13 protein-coding genes are annotated in these 16,037 nt (G+C 55.9%); 7 read left to right on the top strand and 6 right to left on the bottom strand.

The window, feature by feature from the left end; translation table 11 throughout:
- Positions 1 to 2,720, bottom strand: a 2,720-nt coding sequence (locus tag AOY23_RS22400) for an autotransporter outer membrane beta-barrel domain-containing protein (protein ID WP_235503413.1), incomplete at its 3' end; no start/stop codon positions are given.
- Positions 2,721 to 3,293: 573 nt separating this feature from the next.
- Between AOY23_RS22400 and AOY23_RS18405 the strand changes: the two genes are divergently transcribed.
- Both AOY23_RS18405 and gap read left to right on the top strand, forming a co-directional pair.
- Positions 3,294 to 4,274: a GlxA family transcriptional regulator gene (locus AOY23_RS18405; RefSeq protein WP_054180575.1), complete on the top strand. Its 981-nt coding sequence runs from the start codon at positions 3,294 to 3,296 to the stop codon at positions 4,272 to 4,274.
- 78 nt (positions 4,275 to 4,352) lie between these two features.
- Positions 4,353 to 5,363, top strand: a complete 1,011-nt coding sequence (gene gap / locus AOY23_RS18400) for a type I glyceraldehyde-3-phosphate dehydrogenase (protein ID WP_054180576.1) — start codon at positions 4,353 to 4,355, stop codon at positions 5,361 to 5,363.
- A 47-nt stretch (positions 5,364 to 5,410) separates the two neighbouring features.
- On the opposite strand, the gene AOY23_RS18395 is transcribed toward gap, so the two are convergent.
- Positions 5,411 to 5,905 (bottom strand): 2-oxo-tetronate isomerase, encoded by a 495-nt coding sequence (locus tag AOY23_RS18395; protein WP_054180577.1) that lies wholly within the window; start codon positions 5,903 to 5,905, stop codon positions 5,411 to 5,413.
- A 95-nt stretch (positions 5,906 to 6,000) separates the two neighbouring features.
- Positions 6,001 to 6,738 (bottom strand): GntR family transcriptional regulator, encoded by a 738-nt coding sequence (locus AOY23_RS18390; RefSeq protein ID WP_054180578.1) that lies wholly within the window; start codon positions 6,736 to 6,738, stop codon positions 6,001 to 6,003.
- 217 nt (positions 6,739 to 6,955) lie between these two features.
- Between AOY23_RS18390 and AOY23_RS18385 the strand changes: the two genes are divergently transcribed.
- Together AOY23_RS18385 and AOY23_RS18380 are read left to right on the top strand one after the other, a co-directional pair.
- Positions 6,956 to 8,308, top strand: a complete 1,353-nt coding sequence (locus AOY23_RS18385; RefSeq protein ID WP_054180579.1) for a class-II fumarase/aspartase family protein — start codon at positions 6,956 to 6,958, stop codon at positions 8,306 to 8,308.
- 35 nt (positions 8,309 to 8,343) lie between these two features.
- Entirely contained in the window at positions 8,344 to 9,765 is a 1,422-nt protein-coding gene (locus tag AOY23_RS18380) for a DASS family sodium-coupled anion symporter (protein WP_054180580.1), read from the top strand.
- 70 nt (positions 9,766 to 9,835) lie between these two features.
- Here AOY23_RS18380 and dbpA read toward each other — a convergent pair whose 3' ends face one another.
- Positions 9,836 to 11,209 carry an ATP-dependent RNA helicase DbpA gene (dbpA, locus tag AOY23_RS18375; protein ID WP_054180581.1) on the bottom strand — a complete coding sequence of 458 codons (1,374 nt, stop codon included), beginning with the start codon at positions 11,207 to 11,209 and terminating at the stop codon, positions 9,836 to 9,838.
- A 236-nt stretch (positions 11,210 to 11,445) separates the two neighbouring features.
- Between dbpA and AOY23_RS18370 the strand changes: the two genes are divergently transcribed.
- Positions 11,446 to 13,143 (top strand): alpha,alpha-trehalase, encoded by a 1,698-nt coding sequence (locus AOY23_RS18370; protein WP_054180582.1) that lies wholly within the window; start codon positions 11,446 to 11,448, stop codon positions 13,141 to 13,143.
- 47 nt (positions 13,144 to 13,190) lie between these two features.
- Here AOY23_RS18370 and AOY23_RS18365 read toward each other — a convergent pair whose 3' ends face one another.
- Positions 13,191 to 13,445 carry a GlsB/YeaQ/YmgE family stress response membrane protein gene (locus AOY23_RS18365; RefSeq protein ID WP_054180583.1) on the bottom strand — a complete coding sequence of 85 codons (255 nt, stop codon included), beginning with the start codon at positions 13,443 to 13,445 and terminating at the stop codon, positions 13,191 to 13,193.
- A gap of 200 nt (positions 13,446 to 13,645) precedes the next feature.
- On the opposite strand from AOY23_RS18365, the gene ycgR reads away from it, so the two are divergent.
- Positions 13,646 to 14,377: a flagellar brake protein YcgR gene (gene ycgR / locus AOY23_RS18360; RefSeq protein WP_054180584.1), complete on the top strand. Its 732-nt coding sequence runs from the start codon at positions 13,646 to 13,648 to the stop codon at positions 14,375 to 14,377.
- A 12-nt stretch (positions 14,378 to 14,389) separates the two neighbouring features.
- Here the strand turns inward: ycgR and emtA are convergent, their stop codons facing one another.
- Positions 14,390 to 15,001 (bottom strand): membrane-bound lytic murein transglycosylase EmtA, encoded by a 612-nt coding sequence (gene emtA / locus AOY23_RS18355; RefSeq protein WP_054180585.1) that lies wholly within the window; start codon positions 14,999 to 15,001, stop codon positions 14,390 to 14,392.
- Positions 15,002 to 15,094: 93 nt separating this feature from the next.
- Here emtA and ldcA point away from each other — a divergent pair, with 93 nt between their 5' ends.
- Positions 15,095 to 16,015, top strand: coding sequence for a muramoyltetrapeptide carboxypeptidase (ldcA, locus tag AOY23_RS18350; protein ID WP_054180586.1), 921 nt, complete (start codon positions 15,095 to 15,097; stop codon positions 16,013 to 16,015).
- The last annotated feature ends 22 nt before the right edge of the window (positions 16,016 to 16,037 follow it).

Below are 16,037 nucleotides of genomic sequence, written 5' to 3'. Positions count from 1 at the left end.
GCAGCGGTATCGCTGTAGCCTTTGTCGCCAACCTGCTGACCAACGTTACCCCACAGGGCGACGTTCTTCGTCAGTTGACCTTCAACACCGGCTTTCAGTTCACCAATATTGCGGGCGCCTGCCAGCTCTACCTGCTGACCGTTCAGCGACACACCAAAGTCCTTGCTGTTGTGGATCCAGTTGGCTTCCACGAACGGCTGGAAGGTGCGGCCTTTACCATCGTCCAGTTTGTTGTGGCCGTGGCCGTACAGACGCACGCCAACGCGGGTCTGAATGTTGCCGTCACCATTGCCTTCGACACGGGTGCCGTTGGTTTCTTTATGCGAATCCGCTTTCACGCCCATCCAGGTGACCTGCGCTTTCGGCTGGATGTACAGCGCGTTACGTTCGCTGATGTCTGCCAGTTTCCAGGTATAGCCGGATTCCACAGACGCCGTGAAGCCTTTGGATTTGTACGACTCCGCCGCAACGTCATCACCGGACACGGTGTTATCGAACCAGTTGTACTGCGCCCAGCTGTCAACATATGCGCCTTCCAGCGTGTCGTTATCCTGCAGCCACGTGCCGTAGACGCCGACGCTGTAACCGTCGATGCTGCCGGTGGCGTGGTTGCTGTTACGATGGTTGACCGCTCGGCTCTTCTGGTTGGCATAACCGGCCATCACACCGAGGTGATAACGGTCAGCCTCGTCAGAACTCCACTGCGCGATATCGCCACCCAGTTGCATCACATAGCGGTTGCTCTGCATGTTCACCAGACCACTGCTGTCTTTCTGACGGGTGTGCCCGCCGACGTTGCGCAGCCACATGCTGGTCACCGCAGTTTCACCGGTCAGCGCGTCAACGTAGTGCGTCTCACCGAGACGGTCATGCAGACGGGTGGTAAACAGGTTGTTGGCCGCCTGCAGGTTCATCGCATACAGACCGGCTTCCGGACGTACAGCGTGCTCTGTCGGCTGAGCCGGTTTCTGCGGCACGACAGGGTCGGTCGGGTCTTGTGGATCAACCGGGTCAACGGGATCAATTGGGTCAACCGGATCTTCCGGGGACAGCGCGCTGCTCAGGTACCAGTTCGTCGCGTCCTGACCCGCGCCACGTTGCAGGGTGTAGTCATAGGCCCCGGCCACGATACGCCCGGTCTGCTTGAATTCGCCTGCGGAAGTGCCGTTAACGGTGATCAGTTCAATACCGTCGGTAGTAAGGCCGCCTGTGCCGCCTGCGTTCAGCACCGTCACATTGGTGGTGCCGCTGGTGTTGCCATTAACAATCAGGCGGTCGGTTGGTGAACTGTCATCGCCAAGCTGCGTGTTCATCACCAGATTGCCGTTGTTGCCCGCGTAATCGTTGTCCACCGTCAGCGTCTTAAACGTTGCCGCATTGCGCGTCATTTTCTGGCTCTGAGCCGCGGTATGCAGGAAATTCAGCGTCGATGCAGTTAACGTCAGGTTGGTCAGTTGAGAATCTTTCGTCATATCCCAGACAGAGCTATCCGCCAGCGACAGGTTGCTTTCGGCATCGCTGCTGGTCAAAAAGCCGCCGACAAAACGGGAACCATTGTTAGCGTTCAACTCAATCAGCGCGGAATCTTTCGCTTCAACGGTACCGACGACCTGCATTTTCTGCGCTGTCGTCGTGACGCGCGAATCCGCGTTTTCCGCCAGGATCGCCGTGGCATCCGGATCGTTGTAGTTCGTGCCCAGTTGAATTTCACCGTTCAGCGCAATGTCACCACCGTTATCTGCCTGAATGTAGTGCCAGGTGCCATTGCGGGTAGTATCCGTGGCATCAATGTTCAGTTTGCCATTGATCACCACGCGTCCCGGAGCCTGCGCGTCTTCTTTTGTCGCAAGTAAACCTGTGCCTTCAGTTTGCTGGTGCCCCTGACTGTCCATCACAATGGTCAGATCGTTGGTGGTTAATTCTGACGAACCCATCGATTCTGCCCCATGAAGGACCGTACCATCAGCCCCGGCGTTTAATACCAGAGAGGTTTTACCTTTCGCCGTGAAATGTGAATCTACATCGATGCCGTACTGCCCGTCGGATACCCAGATCCCTGACGTCACACCACCGGTCTGATTAACGGTGACAGTCACCTGCGTATCTCCCAGCGCTTCAATGTCACCACCAGTCGTGTTGATACCATCGGCATACTCATCAGCAGTAGAGTTAACCACGGCATTGTTATAAACAACGAGTGAACGGGCATTTTCCTGCTCGGATTCAGAAGCGATGCCCACGGCATATTCCCGACCTTTGCTGGTCAGATTTAAATCTTCGGCAGTAACCTGCGTACCATTTTTTGCATAAATACCAAACGCTTTGCCTTTTTCAGCGAGTGCGGTGGAATTCACCGTGGTTAAACCGGTAAAATCCAGTGTTGCTGTCGCTTTATCGCCATGAATACCGACGACAAATTTATCAGCACGCTGGTGGCTGATATTCACAGTGAGATCATCTGCGGTAATATTCCCGGCTTTCGCAAAGTAAGCATCACTACTTCCGCCAGCTTCAACGACGCCCACACCAAATACAAACGCATAGTCCTGATCCAGTGCGATGTCTGGCCGTGAAGGGTAAACGCCTTCGATCAGATCCCCATAAACGGTATTCACTGTAGAGCCTGAGCCCAGGTCAATCTTACCGCTGTTACCGACCACAACGGAGCCGCTGGTCAGCAGAAAATCGCCTTCTTCAAGCTCACCAAAGCCATAGACCATCGGTGAGCCACCATTATGATTTACGGTGACGCTGCCATTATTCGCAACAGAAATAGTATTATTTTCACCTATGGTGCCGATAATATTATAAACGCCACCAGCGTCTATAATACCACTCCCGGAAATAACACCATCTTCATTATTAATTTCTGCATTAGCAGTACCTGCAACCAGAATGCTACTAATTAACAATGCTGTAGTACTTAATTTAAAATATTTCATACTTATATCTTTCACAATAAAGTAAGCCATCGAATAGGGATTAATTCTCCATGTTTGAATCATTGAGGCAAATGAAATGACCTTAATCATCCGACCAGATTAATGCTCCAGATATAAGATTCCCGCAGTATAAAATAAATTAAATGATGGCATTTAAAATATTTAGCACCAAAAACCAATAATATTACAAGCCGGATATGCCTGCGTTTCAGAAAAAGAAGAAGGATTTAAGATACCTCTTCGCCGGAGAAAAGGTTTTTTCACATAATAAATAAGAACAGGGGTATGTGTTGACTGGCACGAACCACGTTTTGGGTTGACTTATTCTGTCAAAGGTTTACTTTTCAGGACATGAAGAAAATCCTTATTATTGTCCCTGATGGCGGGATGCTGTTTGAATCTGCCGGGATCGCCGACATTCTGACGCAGGCTAACCAGCTGCAAACGGAAGGGTTAACGCATCCGCGTTATCAGGTCACTCTCGCCACCACGCAGCCGCACCAGGTAATCCACGGCCAGTCCGGGTTGAACCTGCTGGCCGATCACCGTCTCCATGAACTGGACCCGCGCGAGCCGCTCGATACCATCATTATTACCGGCAGAGGCCAGAATGCGCTGGAAGGCACAGCGGTTGTCGACTGGCTGCGCCTCGCCGCTCCGCATGCCCGCCGCATTGCGTCCATCTGCGGCGGCGCACTGCTGCTGGCGCAAACCGGTCTGCTCAACGGCAGGAGCGCCACCACGCACTGGCGGCTGCTGGACACCCTGCAAGCGGCATTTCCTGAAGTGAATGTTGAAGGCGGGCCGCTGTACATTCAGGACGGGAATATCTGGACCTCCGGCGGGGTCAGCTCCGGTTTTGACCTGACGCTGGCGCTGGTGGAAGAAGATTACGGGTTCAGCCTCGCCCGCGACATCGCGCAGGATTTCGTGATGTACCTTCGCCGCCCCGGCGGGCAAATGCAGTTCAGCCGCTTCAATCTTACGCAGACCAGCGGTTCAGGGCCGATTAACGAGTTGCTGACGTGGATCCTCGACAACATCACCGCTGACCTCTGCGTGGAGAAACTGGCGGAGAAAGTCGCCATGAGCCCGCGTAATTTCACCCGTGTGTTTACGCGCGAAACCGGCGCCTCACCCGCGCGTTATGTCGCCGAAACCCGTCTCGCCGCCGCCCGGCAAAGGCTTGAGCAATCCAGCGATACGCTGGATAAAATCGCCGAACAGACCGGTTTTGGCAGTAGCATCAACCTGCGTCGCCTGTTCGAAAAGCAGCTCAACCTGACGCCAGGTGAATACCGCCAGCGCTTTCACATCCGCAAAATGGCGTAAAGTGATCCTTATTTGTCATTTACGCCAAAACCACCGCCCCCTACAGTAAAGCCAGAGACAACACTTGAGGAGTTGATCATGGTTAAGATCGGTATTAATGGTTTCGGCAGGATCGGACGTAACGTGCTGCGCGCGGCGCTGGGTAATGACAATTTGCAGATCGTGGCGATTAACGATCTGACGGACAGCAAAACGCTGGCGCATCTGCTGAAATACGACTCACTGCTCGGCACGCTGAAGGAAGAGGTTTCCGCCGCCGAAGGGCAATTGCGTGTTGGCGGTCAGTCAATTACCGTGTTCAGCGAACGCGACCCGGCAAATATTCCGTGGCGGAATGTCGGCGTGGATATTGTTATCGAAGCGACCGGTTTCTTTACCGAACGTGAGAAAGCGGCAGTGCATATTGAGCATGGTGGTGCGAAACGCGTCATCATCTCCGCGCCGGGCAAAAACGACGACCTGACGATTGTGATGGGTGTCAACGACGGCCTGTACAATCCGCAAAAACACTACGTTGTCAGCAACGGCAGTTGCACCACCAACGGCCTCGCGCCTGCCGCACAGGTTCTTCATCAGCATTTCGGCATTAAGCACGGCCTGATGAACACCACTCACGCCTATACCAACAGCCAGGCGCTGCACGATCAGCCGGAAAAAGATTTACGCGGTGCGCGTGCCGCCGCGCTGTCGATTGTGCCCTACTCCAGCGGTGCCGCTAAAGCGCTGGGGAAAGTGATCCCCGAACTGGATGGCAAAATGACGGGTTACTCGTTGCGTGTGCCGGTGCCGGTGGTGTCGATCGTCGACCTGACCGTGACGCTGGAGCGTGATGTGACGGCAGAAGAAGTCAACAACGCCTTCCGCAATGCCGCCGCTTCCGGGCCGCTGAAAGGGATACTGGGCTACAGTGACGAACCACTGGTTTCCAGCGATTACCAGGGCGATCCGCGTTCGTCGATCATTGATGGTCTGTCGACACTGGTGATTGGCGGCAATATGGTCAAAATCCTCGCCTGGTATGACAACGAATGGGGATTCTCAAATCGCCTGGTGGATCTGGCGCAACTGATGGCCCGACACGACAGTTAAGCGATAAAAAAACCACGCTCCGGCGTGGTTTTTAGCAGGACAGCGGATTACACATACTCAGCCAGTAATAATATCAGCGCCGCCATGGCGTAACTGGTGGCCTGTGCGAGTACCGATTCGCTGTCACCATCAAAACGCCTGACGCTGGTATGGATCTCATCCTGCGCCAGTTGCCAGGCAAACCACACCGTCCCGGCAGGCGTTCCATCCTCTCCCCCGTCCGGCCCGGCATAACCGCTCACCGCCAGACTGACATCCGCCCCTGAACGCTGTTTTGCCCCCACGGCCATCTCTTTGACCGTCTGCTCGCTCACCGCAGTAAACGTCTGTATCGTCTCGCGATTAACGCCCAACATGGTGATTTTGGCGTCATCGGTATAGGTAATAAACCCGCTACCGTAAAACGAAGGGGTATCGTCGGCGGCGCATAACGCCGACGCAATCAGCCCGCCAGTACAGGATTCCGCCGTAGCCAGTTGCAACTGCTTTTCAACCAGTACGCGACCCAGTTCACTGGCGACCGCATGCGAAGGTGTTGGCATAGCGTTGATAACCTCAATGAATGAAAAGACAGCGATCCGGGATGGTAAGGATAGAACAATAATTCGCTTTCAATGAACCCCGCACTGTTTTTCTTCTACTCCTCTGCCGACAGATGTTTCAGCACCAGCGAACAGGTATACCGCCCGGCGGGATGCACGGAAACAGTGGTTTCGAAGGTCTCGCCCTGGCGGTCGATATAACGCCGCACAATGCGCAACGCCGGAGAACCCGTCTCCACGCCCAGCACCTTCGCCATTTTTGCCGGTACGCCGACCGCGGTGATGGTCTGGTGCACTTCCTGACTACGTATGCCGTAGTGCTCTTCGATCAGATCGCTAATCAGCGCATGGGGATCGCTGCGGACCAACTGGCGCAGTTTGCTGTAGGTCGTGCTGGCGTAGCTGTCAGTCCAACAAATCGGCGCATCGCGTTTCTGGGCGTCTTCACGAATACTGGCGATATGCAACCAGCGTGATCCTGGCGGGCAACCGATGACCTGCGCCAGTTCGATGTCTGCCACAATCTCATCGACCTTTTTCACCACCCGCAGGTTGTTGCGGGCCAGTACCAGCAAATCTTCCAGATAGGCCAGCGGATGGTCATGTGAATTCTCATCAGGCTTGTCGGAGACGTGCGTCCCCGCCCCTTTACGTCGCGAAATCAGCCCCTGCTCCGTCAGGCTTCGCAGCGCTTCACGCACGGTGTGACGGCTGACCAGATAGGCTTCGCATAGCTCTTTTTCCGTCGGAAACTGCGAGCCCGCAGGGTATTTGCCGGACGCGATATCTGCCGCCAGCTCACGGGCAATACGTTGGTACAGAGACTCTTTCATCGCCATTGTTCTTCTAAATTACCGATCGTTATCACAAAAGCAGGAATGAGAACTTCCCTTCCAAATGTACGGTCATTATAAAATGTACGTACATTCTAAATGTACGTACATTATAGCAATGTCCAGACATTTAGCGTGCCGCAAGGAGCATGCCGGGTTGTCGTCTGGATATCGGCTGACCGGCAGTCTATCACTATCCCACTCAAAAGGGGGTTTTATGGCATCCACAGTATTAGATTCCGTCCTGTTCAGGGATTCTTTTGGTACCCCGGCAATGCGCGCCATCTTTGACGATCACGAACTTATCCGCAAATACGTTGAGGTAGAAGTGGCGCTGGCGAAAGCCGAAGCGCGCTGCGGCGTTATCCCGCAGGATGCGGCCACAGAAATCGCTGAAAAGTGTAACGCCGATACGCTGGATTTTGACCTGCTGCGTCATGAGACCGAGATCGTCGGTTATCCGATCCTTCCGCTGGTGCATCAGATCTCAAAACAGGCCGGGGCTTCGGGTGGCTACGTCCACTGGGGCGCCACCACACAAGACATCATGGACACCGCCGTCGTCCTGCAAATCCGCGACGCGTTTGATCTCATCGACGCCGACATCCGCGAACTACGCAGCATTCTCGCCGGGCTGGCACAGCGCTACCGTGACACGCCGATGGCGGGTCGTACCCATCTGCAACAGGCACTTCCAATCACCTTCGGCTATAAAGCAGCTATCTGGCTGGACATGTTTGATCGTCACGCCGAACGACTGGAGCAGGCGCGCCCCCGCGTACTGGTAGGGGAATTCGCTGGTGCGGCAGGCACCCTGGCGTCGCTGGGCGATAAAGGCCTCGCCGTGCAAAAAGCAATGATGGAAGAGCTGGGTCTCGGCGTTCCCGCCTCCACCTGGCACGTCGCACGCGACGGTTTTGCAGAAGCGGTGAACCTGCTTGGCGTGATCACCGGCTCGCTCGGCAAAATTGCCTATGACGTGATGCTGCTTGCCGCCAACGAATTTGGCGAACTGTACGAGCCGTTCGTGAAAGGCCGCGGTGCCAGCAGCACCATGCCGCAGAAACGCAACCCGATCTCCAGCGAACTGATGCTGGCCTGCGCGAAAGGGGTTCGCCAGCACGCCGGGCTGATGCTCGACGCGATGGTACAGGATCTCGAACGTGCGACCGGTCCGTGGCATGCCGAATGGATCGCCATCCCGGAGAGCTTTGTGCTCGCCGCCGGGGCGCTGCATCAGGCGAAATTCATGCTTGATGGCTTAATCGTTGATGAGAAAGCGATGGCCAGAAACCTTGATATGACCAAAGGACTTATCGTGGCTGAAGCCGTCATGATGGGACTGGCCCCTTACATTGGTCGTCAGGATGCGCATGACGTGGTGTACGACGCCTGTCGCGTGGTGAATGAAAAAGGCGGTCGCCTGGCGGACGTGCTCAACGCCATGCCTGGCGTCTCAAGCCGTCTGGATCCACAACTGATTGAACGCCTGACTGACCCGGCGAATTATCTGGGGATGGCGCCGCAGATGGTGGATCAGGTGCTCGCGAAATCAGCCGGACGCCACTAATCCAGGTCAATGACCATTTGCACGAGGAGATGATCATGTCATCTGTTTCATCCAGGGGAAAATCCATCATTGCCTTCGGTGTGCCGTTGGCCATCGGTGCCATTATCTGGCTCTGTCCGGTACCGGAAGGTTTAACACCGCAGGCATGGCATATGTTTGCCATTTTTGCCGCCACCATTGCGGCAATTCTGACGCAGCCGTTGCCGTCCGGGGCGGTGATGCTTATCTCGATTTGCGTGGTAATTTTCAGTAAGACCCTGCCGGAAGCAAAGGCGTTGTCGGGGTTTGCTAACGGTACGGTATGGCTGATTTTCTGTGCCTATGTACTGTCGCTGGGATTTGTCACCTCCGGTCTGGGTAAGCGCATCGCGTACAAAATGCTGTCGATGTTTGGCGGAAGCAGTCTGGGGATCGCCTATTCACTCGGTGTGTCGGATTTGATCATGGCGCCTGCCATGCCATCGGTGACGGCGCGTTCCGGGGGAATTATCTTCCCGATCGCCCGTTCGATTAACGATGTACTCGGCTCCGCACCCGGTGAAACCGGCAAACGCATCGGCAACTTTTTAACCATGGTCTGTTTCCAGTTCACGCCAATCACCGGCGCCATCTTCCTGACCGGGATGGCGGCGAACCCACTGGTCGGCAGCCTGGCAAAATCAACGCTGGGGATTGAGATCTCCTGGGGCGGCTGGTTTGTCGCGGCAGTGGTTCCTGCGATGGTTTGCTTCATGTTAGCGCCGCTGCTTATCTATAAGCTGCTGAATCCGGAACTGAAAAAAACACCGGAAGCTAAAGAGATGGGCAAGCGCTCGTTGCAGGCGCTGGGGGCGATGAGCAGTGCAGAGAAGAAAGTCGCCATTGGCTTTATTCTCGCCCTGATTGGCTGGGGAACCAGTCTGATCACTGGCCTGTCGGCGACGGCGGTCGGTCTGGGTCTGGCGGCGTATCTGTTCGCCACCCGCGCCGTGGACTGGAAAGCGTTGCTCGGCGATCACGCCGCCTGGGATACGGTCATCTGGTTCAGCGTGATCATCAGTCTTGCCAGCGGTCTTGAGGGGCTGGGCTTTATCAAATGGATGACGCAGCAGTTAGACGGCGCGATTCAGGGTTTTGGCCCGATGACGGCGTTTGTCATCCTCGGACTGTTGTACATCTACGTTCACTATCTGTTCGCCACCGCCTCCGGGCACGTGGCAGCGCTGTACGCACCATTCGTCGCGACAGCTATCGCCGCAGGCGCACCGCCGATGATGGTTGCGATCTGCTTCGGTATTTTCAGTAACCTGATGTGGGGGAATACGGAATATGGCGGTGGTCCGGGCCCGATTTACTATGGGCAGGGCTATTTCGACCGGGCAACCTTCTACAAAATCAACCTGGCGGTGGTCACCTTTAACGTCGTGCTGACCTTTATTGTCGGCATGCTGTGGTGGAAATTGCTGGGCTATTACTGAGTTAAGAAAGACGCTGCGGGCACAATCACTGTTACAGGTGATTGTGCCTGTCGCACAGCAAGACAAGAGATTATTTCAGCAACCGCACTTTCACCGATTTACCTTTAATCTTGCCCTGTTGTAACTGTTTCCAGGCATGGCGCGCAACCGAACGCTTCACTGCCACAAACGCGTGGATCGGGTGAATATCGATTTTGCCGATGTCTGCGCCATCAAGCCCCATATCACCGGTCAGCGCGCCAAGAATATCGCCGGGGCGCATTTTGGCTTTTTTACCACCATCAATACACAGCGTCTCCATGGTTGCCTCGAGCGGCGCGATGCTGATGCCTGCTGGCACGGGCTGCCAGCGGAGTTTGATATTCAGCATCTCTTCCAGCACGTTAGCACGCTGTGCTTCTTCGGGGGCGCAGAAGCTGATCGCCATCCCGCTTTCCCCTGCCCGCGCGGTGCGGCCGATGCGGTGAACGTGTACTTCCGGATCCCACGACAGCTCATAGTTGATCACCATCTCAAGAGCTTTGATATCCAGACCGCGCGCGGCAACGTCAGTCGCCACCAGCACCCGGCAACTGCCGTTAGCAAAGCGAACCAGCGTCTGATCACGGTCGCGCTGTTCCATGTCGCCATGCAACGCCAGCACGCTCTGCTGGCTCGCGGTCAGCGCATCGTACACGGCCTGACAGTCTTTTTTGGTATTGCAGAACACCACACAGGAGGCGGGCTGATACTGGCTCAGCAGTTTCTGCAACAGGCTGAGCTTGCCGCCGCGCGACACTTCAAAAAACAGTTGCTCGACCGCAGGCAGTTCGTCGACGGTGTCGATTTCAACCGTCAGCGGCTCGTGCTGAATACGTCCGCTGATGGCGGCAATCGCGGCAGGCCAGGTAGCGGAAAAGAGCAGCGTCTGGCGCTTCATCGGCGCGTATGCAATCACGTCGTCAATGGCGTCGGCAAACCCCATGTCGAGCATCCGGTCAGCTTCGTCCAGCACCAGCGTCTGTAATCCCGCCAGGCTCACGGTCTCTTTTTTCAGGTGGTCGAGCAGTCGTCCGGGCGTCGCCACAATAATGTGCGGCGCATGAGTCAGCGAATCGCGCTGCACGCTGAACGGCAGTCCGCCGCATAACGTCAGCACTTTAATATTGGGCATATAGCGCGCCAGACGGCGCAGTTCTTTCGCCACCTGATCGGCCAGTTCGCGGGTCGGGCACAACACCAGCGACTGAGTGAGAAACTGGCTGGCATCAATATGCTGAAGCAGACCAAGCCCGAACGCGGCGGTTTTGCCACTACCGGTTTTCGCCTGCGCCCGGACATCTTTCCCTGCCAGGATCGCCGGAAGCGATGCCGCCTGTACCGGGGTCATGGTCTGGTAACCCAGTTCGTTAAGGTTGGCGAGTTGTTCCGCAGGAAGGGCGTTTAATTCAGCAAAAGAGGTCACGGCAATATTCTCAATAGAGGAAAAGGAGTCCCCGGCGGGTTGCGCCAGCGGGCTGGCGGCAATGATAACATCCTGTTCACTCGTATCCGCAGCGGTTTTGCGTCTTCGCCACGGTAAAGTGTCCGGAAATCCGCAAAATGATAATTAAGCCCGACGCGAAGGCGGAAATTCGTCTAAGGTTTTCAGAGGGTTGATCCCAGCGGTCAGACTATTCAGCCTATGACAGGAGACTAACGATGACGATATCTGCACTGCGCCGCCCGGAGGCTATCGCATTCGCGCTGCGGATGGCGCTCGGTGGTGCGCTTTTGAGCATGACAACTTTCTCAGCACTGGCACAAGACGCGCCTGCAGCACCGACGCCGCCGCCGGATATCCTGCTGGGACCGTTGTTTAACGACATTCAGAGCGCAAAACTGTTCCCCGACCAGAAAACCTTTGCCGACGCTATACCGAAGAGCGATCCACTGATGATCCTCGCGGATTACCGGATGCAAAAAAGCCAGACCAGTTTTGACCTGCGCCATTTTGTTGATGTGAACTTCACCCTGCCACAAGAGAAAGAAACGTATGTGCCGCCGAAGGATCAGACCCTGCGCGAGCACATTGACGGATTATGGCCGGTGCTAACGCGCACCACCGACAGCGCTGAAAAATGGGATTCCCTGCTCCCGCTGCCGAAGCCGTACGTGGTGCCCGGCGGGCGTTTTCGTGAAGTCTATTACTGGGACAGCTACTTCACCATGCTCGGTCTCGCGGAAAGCGAACACTGGGACAAGATCGAAGATATGGTCGATAACTTCGCGTATGAGCTGGATGCCTGGGGGCACATTCCGAACGGTAACCGCAGCTACTATCTGAGCCGCTCACAGCCGCCCTTCTTCTCTCTGATGGTGGAACTGCTGGCGACGCACGACGGCGACGATGCACTGAAGAAATACCTGCCGCAGATGGAAAAAGAGCATGCTTACTGGATGGAAGGCGCCGATACGCTGCAATCGGGTCAGGCCAGTAAACGCGTCGTTAAACTGGAAGATGGCTCGCTGCTCAACCGCTACTGGGACGATCGCGATACACCGCGCCCGGAATCGTGGCTGGATGATGTCAATACGGCGAAAAGCAATCCTAACCGCCCGGCTACCGAGATCTACCGCGATTTGCGTTCGGCTGCCGCTTCCGGCTGGGACTTCAGCTCCCGCTGGATGGACAACCCGCAGCAACTCGGCACCATTCGTACCACCAGCATCGTGCCGGTCGATCTCAACGCCCTGATGTTCAAAATGGAGAAAATGATCGCCGCTGCCAGCAAAGCCGCGGGTGATAACGACAAAGCCGCGCGTTATGAATCCCTCGCCAGCGCCCGCCAGAGCGCCATGGAAAAATACCTGTGGAATGAAAAAGAGGGCTGGTATGCCGATTACGATCTGAAAAGCCACAAGGTGCGTAATCAGCTGACCGCCGCGGCGCTGTACCCGTTGTTCGTTAATGCCGCGTCCCGCGAACGGGCGGCTAAAGTGGCGACCGCCGCCGAGCGCAATCTGCTGAAAGCGGGTGGGATCAGCACCACCACGGTGAACAGCGGTCAGCAATGGGATGCGCCAAACGGCTGGGCGCCGTTGCAGTGGGTGGCGACCGAGGGTTTGCAGAATTACGGCCAGGATAAAATCGCTATGGACGTGACCTGGCGCTTCCTGACCAACGTTCAGCATACCTATGATCGCGAGCAGAAGCTGGTCGAGAAATACGACATCACCTCAACCGGTACAGGTGGTGGTGGCGGAGAATATCCGCTGCAGGACGGTTTCGGCTGGACCAACGGCGTCACACTGAAAATGCTGGATCTGGTCTGTCCGAAAGAAAAACCGTGCGACAGCGTTCCGCAAACGCGCCCTGCTGCACCGGCGGAAAAACCGGCTGCAGCCGCAGCACAGTAGCCATAAAAAACGGGCAGCCACTGGCTGCCCGTTCACATTCATTCTGATTATTCCCGCCGTAGCAGCCGGAACACCAGCAGGACGACGATGGAGCCGACAACGGCCACCAGGAAGCTGTGCAGATTAAAGCCTGTAATGCTGCCTCCGAGACCGAACATAGTGGCTAACCAGCCACCCACCACCGCACCGACGATCCCGAGAATGCAGGTGAGTATAAATCCCCCACCATCCCGCCCCGGCATAATCAGTTTGGCGATAACCCCCGCGATAAGTCCGAACACAATCCAGGTAATAATGCCCATGATAACCACCTCCAGGAAAACCCGGTCAGATGCAGGTCAAAAACGCCTGCCTCAATGGTTCAAGTATAGGTAATTGCACTGGAATATCCCGCCAGCCTCGCATTTTTTTATCGAATTTCACTTTTTCCACTTATTTGTCTTAAGTTCCCCCGACGGGTGCCGATAACGATGCGACAACCTGTCATCTGGAGCGATTTGGTGTGAGTCACTATAACGAGCAATTCCTGAAAGAGAGTCCGCTGGCAGTATTAAACGTCCTTCGCGATCTGCACAGCGATCAGGTCCCGCTTCGCGTCTCCTGGGCCTCCGGTCAGTTCATCAGCCGCATTCTGGCGGTTACGGCAGAACAGTTGATCATCGACTTCGGCAGTCAGGAACAGGAAAACCGGGGCGCACAGCGCGCGGAAAACTTCCTGATTGATGCGGAAACCAAAGGGGCGAAAGTCGAATTCACCCTGCCGAAACTTGACACCATCGACTATCTGTCGCTCCCGGCGTTCACCGCACCGGTGCCATCGTCGCTGTGGTTTGTGCAGCGCAGAGAATTTTTCCGCATCTCAGCGCCTATGCAACCGGTGTATCTCTGCACGGTGCGGCTGCCGGATAACAGCGAACTGCGCTGCCGCCTGTGTGATCTTTCGCTCGGCGGCATGGGGGCGTTACTGGAAGGCAAAACCACGGCGGGTCTGCAGGTCGGCATGCAAATCCCGCAGCTTGAGCTGGATATGGGAGACTGGGGGAAATTTCAGTTTGATGCGCAGTTGATTGCCATCACCGAGCGCAAAGTGGTCGACAGCAAAAACGAAACCATCAGCACCCCGCGCCTGAGTTTTCGCTTTCTGAACGTCAACCCGGCGGCGGAGCGTACGCTCCAGCGCATTATCTTCGCCCTGGAGCGTGAGGCGCGCGAACGCGCCCGTAACGTGCTTTAACTATATCGCAAACTACATCGCATCCATCGCCTGCTGGACTTTCCAGATATAGCGAGGCGCCTGCGGCGCGGGGTGGTTTTTGACAACGTGTTCAAAAAACTCATCCGCGTCGAGGTCGTTAATCTCATCAATCGCGTCTTTACGATCAGACGAGAACGTCCGCAGCAACGCGCCCGCGCCGTTAACATACGACACCACCAGCGCATACTGCATCACTTCAGGATCTTTAATCCCCGCCAGCACGCCATGTTCCAGAATGCTCAGGTACGCGGTCCCCATCGAGATATTGCGTTCCGGGTTTTTCAGCTCGCTGGTCGAGGGTTGCCCTTTCCAGCCCATGTAGCGGTAGACTTCACGCCCGGCGGTGGAGGCTTTTAATTGCATCAGCCCCACCGCGTTGGATTTACTCACCAGTTCCGGGTTGCCGCCCGACTCCACGGCAATGATCGCCGTAATGAGACGCGGGCTGACGCCCCAGGCCGCACCGGCTTTTTCGCTGATCGGCATCCACTGCATCGCCCGTTTCACCGGCGCTTCAGCATTCCAGGGGGGATTGCGGTAATCCTGCTTTGAACTACATCCGGCAAGCAAGACAAATAAAAAAACGACCCATCTCAATTTCACGCATCTATCCTTTTAGCTGAAGTGTGCCGCTGAAGGTGACAACGACTGGTTCAGGCGGCATGATACCTTTTTCATTGTATGCAAGGAATTAGCATGAGTCTGTTTCATCTGATCGCCCCTTCCGGTTACTGCATTAACCAGACGGCTGCCGCGCGTGGCGTAACGCGCCTTGAGCAGGCCGGACACCGGGTGGAGCATCAGCAGGTTATTCCTCGCCGCGACCAGCGTTTTGCCGGTACTGATGCCGAGCGTCTGAACGATATCAACGCCCTCGCCACGCTGACGGGCAACAATCGTATTGTCCTGGCCGTACGTGGCGGCTATGGCGCGAGCCGCCTGCTGGACGCGATCGACTGGCCCGCGCTCATCGCGCGGCAGCAACAGGACCCCTTGCTTATCTGCGGCCACAGCGATTTCACCGTCATTCAGATGGGATTGCTGGCGCTCGGCAATGTCATTACCTTCAGCGGCCCGATGCTGGCGGGCAATTTTGGCGCGGAATCCGTCAATGAATTTACCGAACACCATTTCTGGCAGGCACTGAAAAATCCGTCGTTCACCCTCGAATGGGCCGGTGACGGGCCGCAGTGCCGGGTGGAAGGCACCGTGTGGGGTGGCAATCTGGCGATGTTCAATACGCTTCTCGGCACGCCGTGGATGCCGGACATCCGCGACGGGATCCTGGTGCTGGAAGATATCAACGAACATCCGTTCCGCGTCGAGCGTCTGCTGTTACAACTGCTGCATGCAGGTATTCTGTCCCGCCAGCGCGCGCTGCTCCTCGGCAGCTTCAGCGGCGCAGAGCCGAACGATTACGATAACGGCTACAGTCTGGAAACGATGTATCGCTATCTGCGTTCGCGGCTGGATATTCCGCTGATCACCGGTCTGGATTTCGGTCATGAAGCGCGGACGGTGACGTTACCGCTCGGTGCACATGGCAAACTGGTCAATACCGCGGCGTCCACCACGCTGACACTCTCCGGCCATCCGGTGCTGAAAGAAGAAAAATAAATTCATAGCTCTTATTAGTCCA

Source organism: Trabulsiella odontotermitis, from assembly GCF_001297775.1.
GTDB lineage: Bacteria > Pseudomonadota > Gammaproteobacteria > Enterobacterales > Enterobacteriaceae > Trabulsiella > Trabulsiella odontotermitis.
Note: the sequence above shows the minus strand (reverse complement) of the source record. Positions and strands in the feature narration are given on the sequence as shown.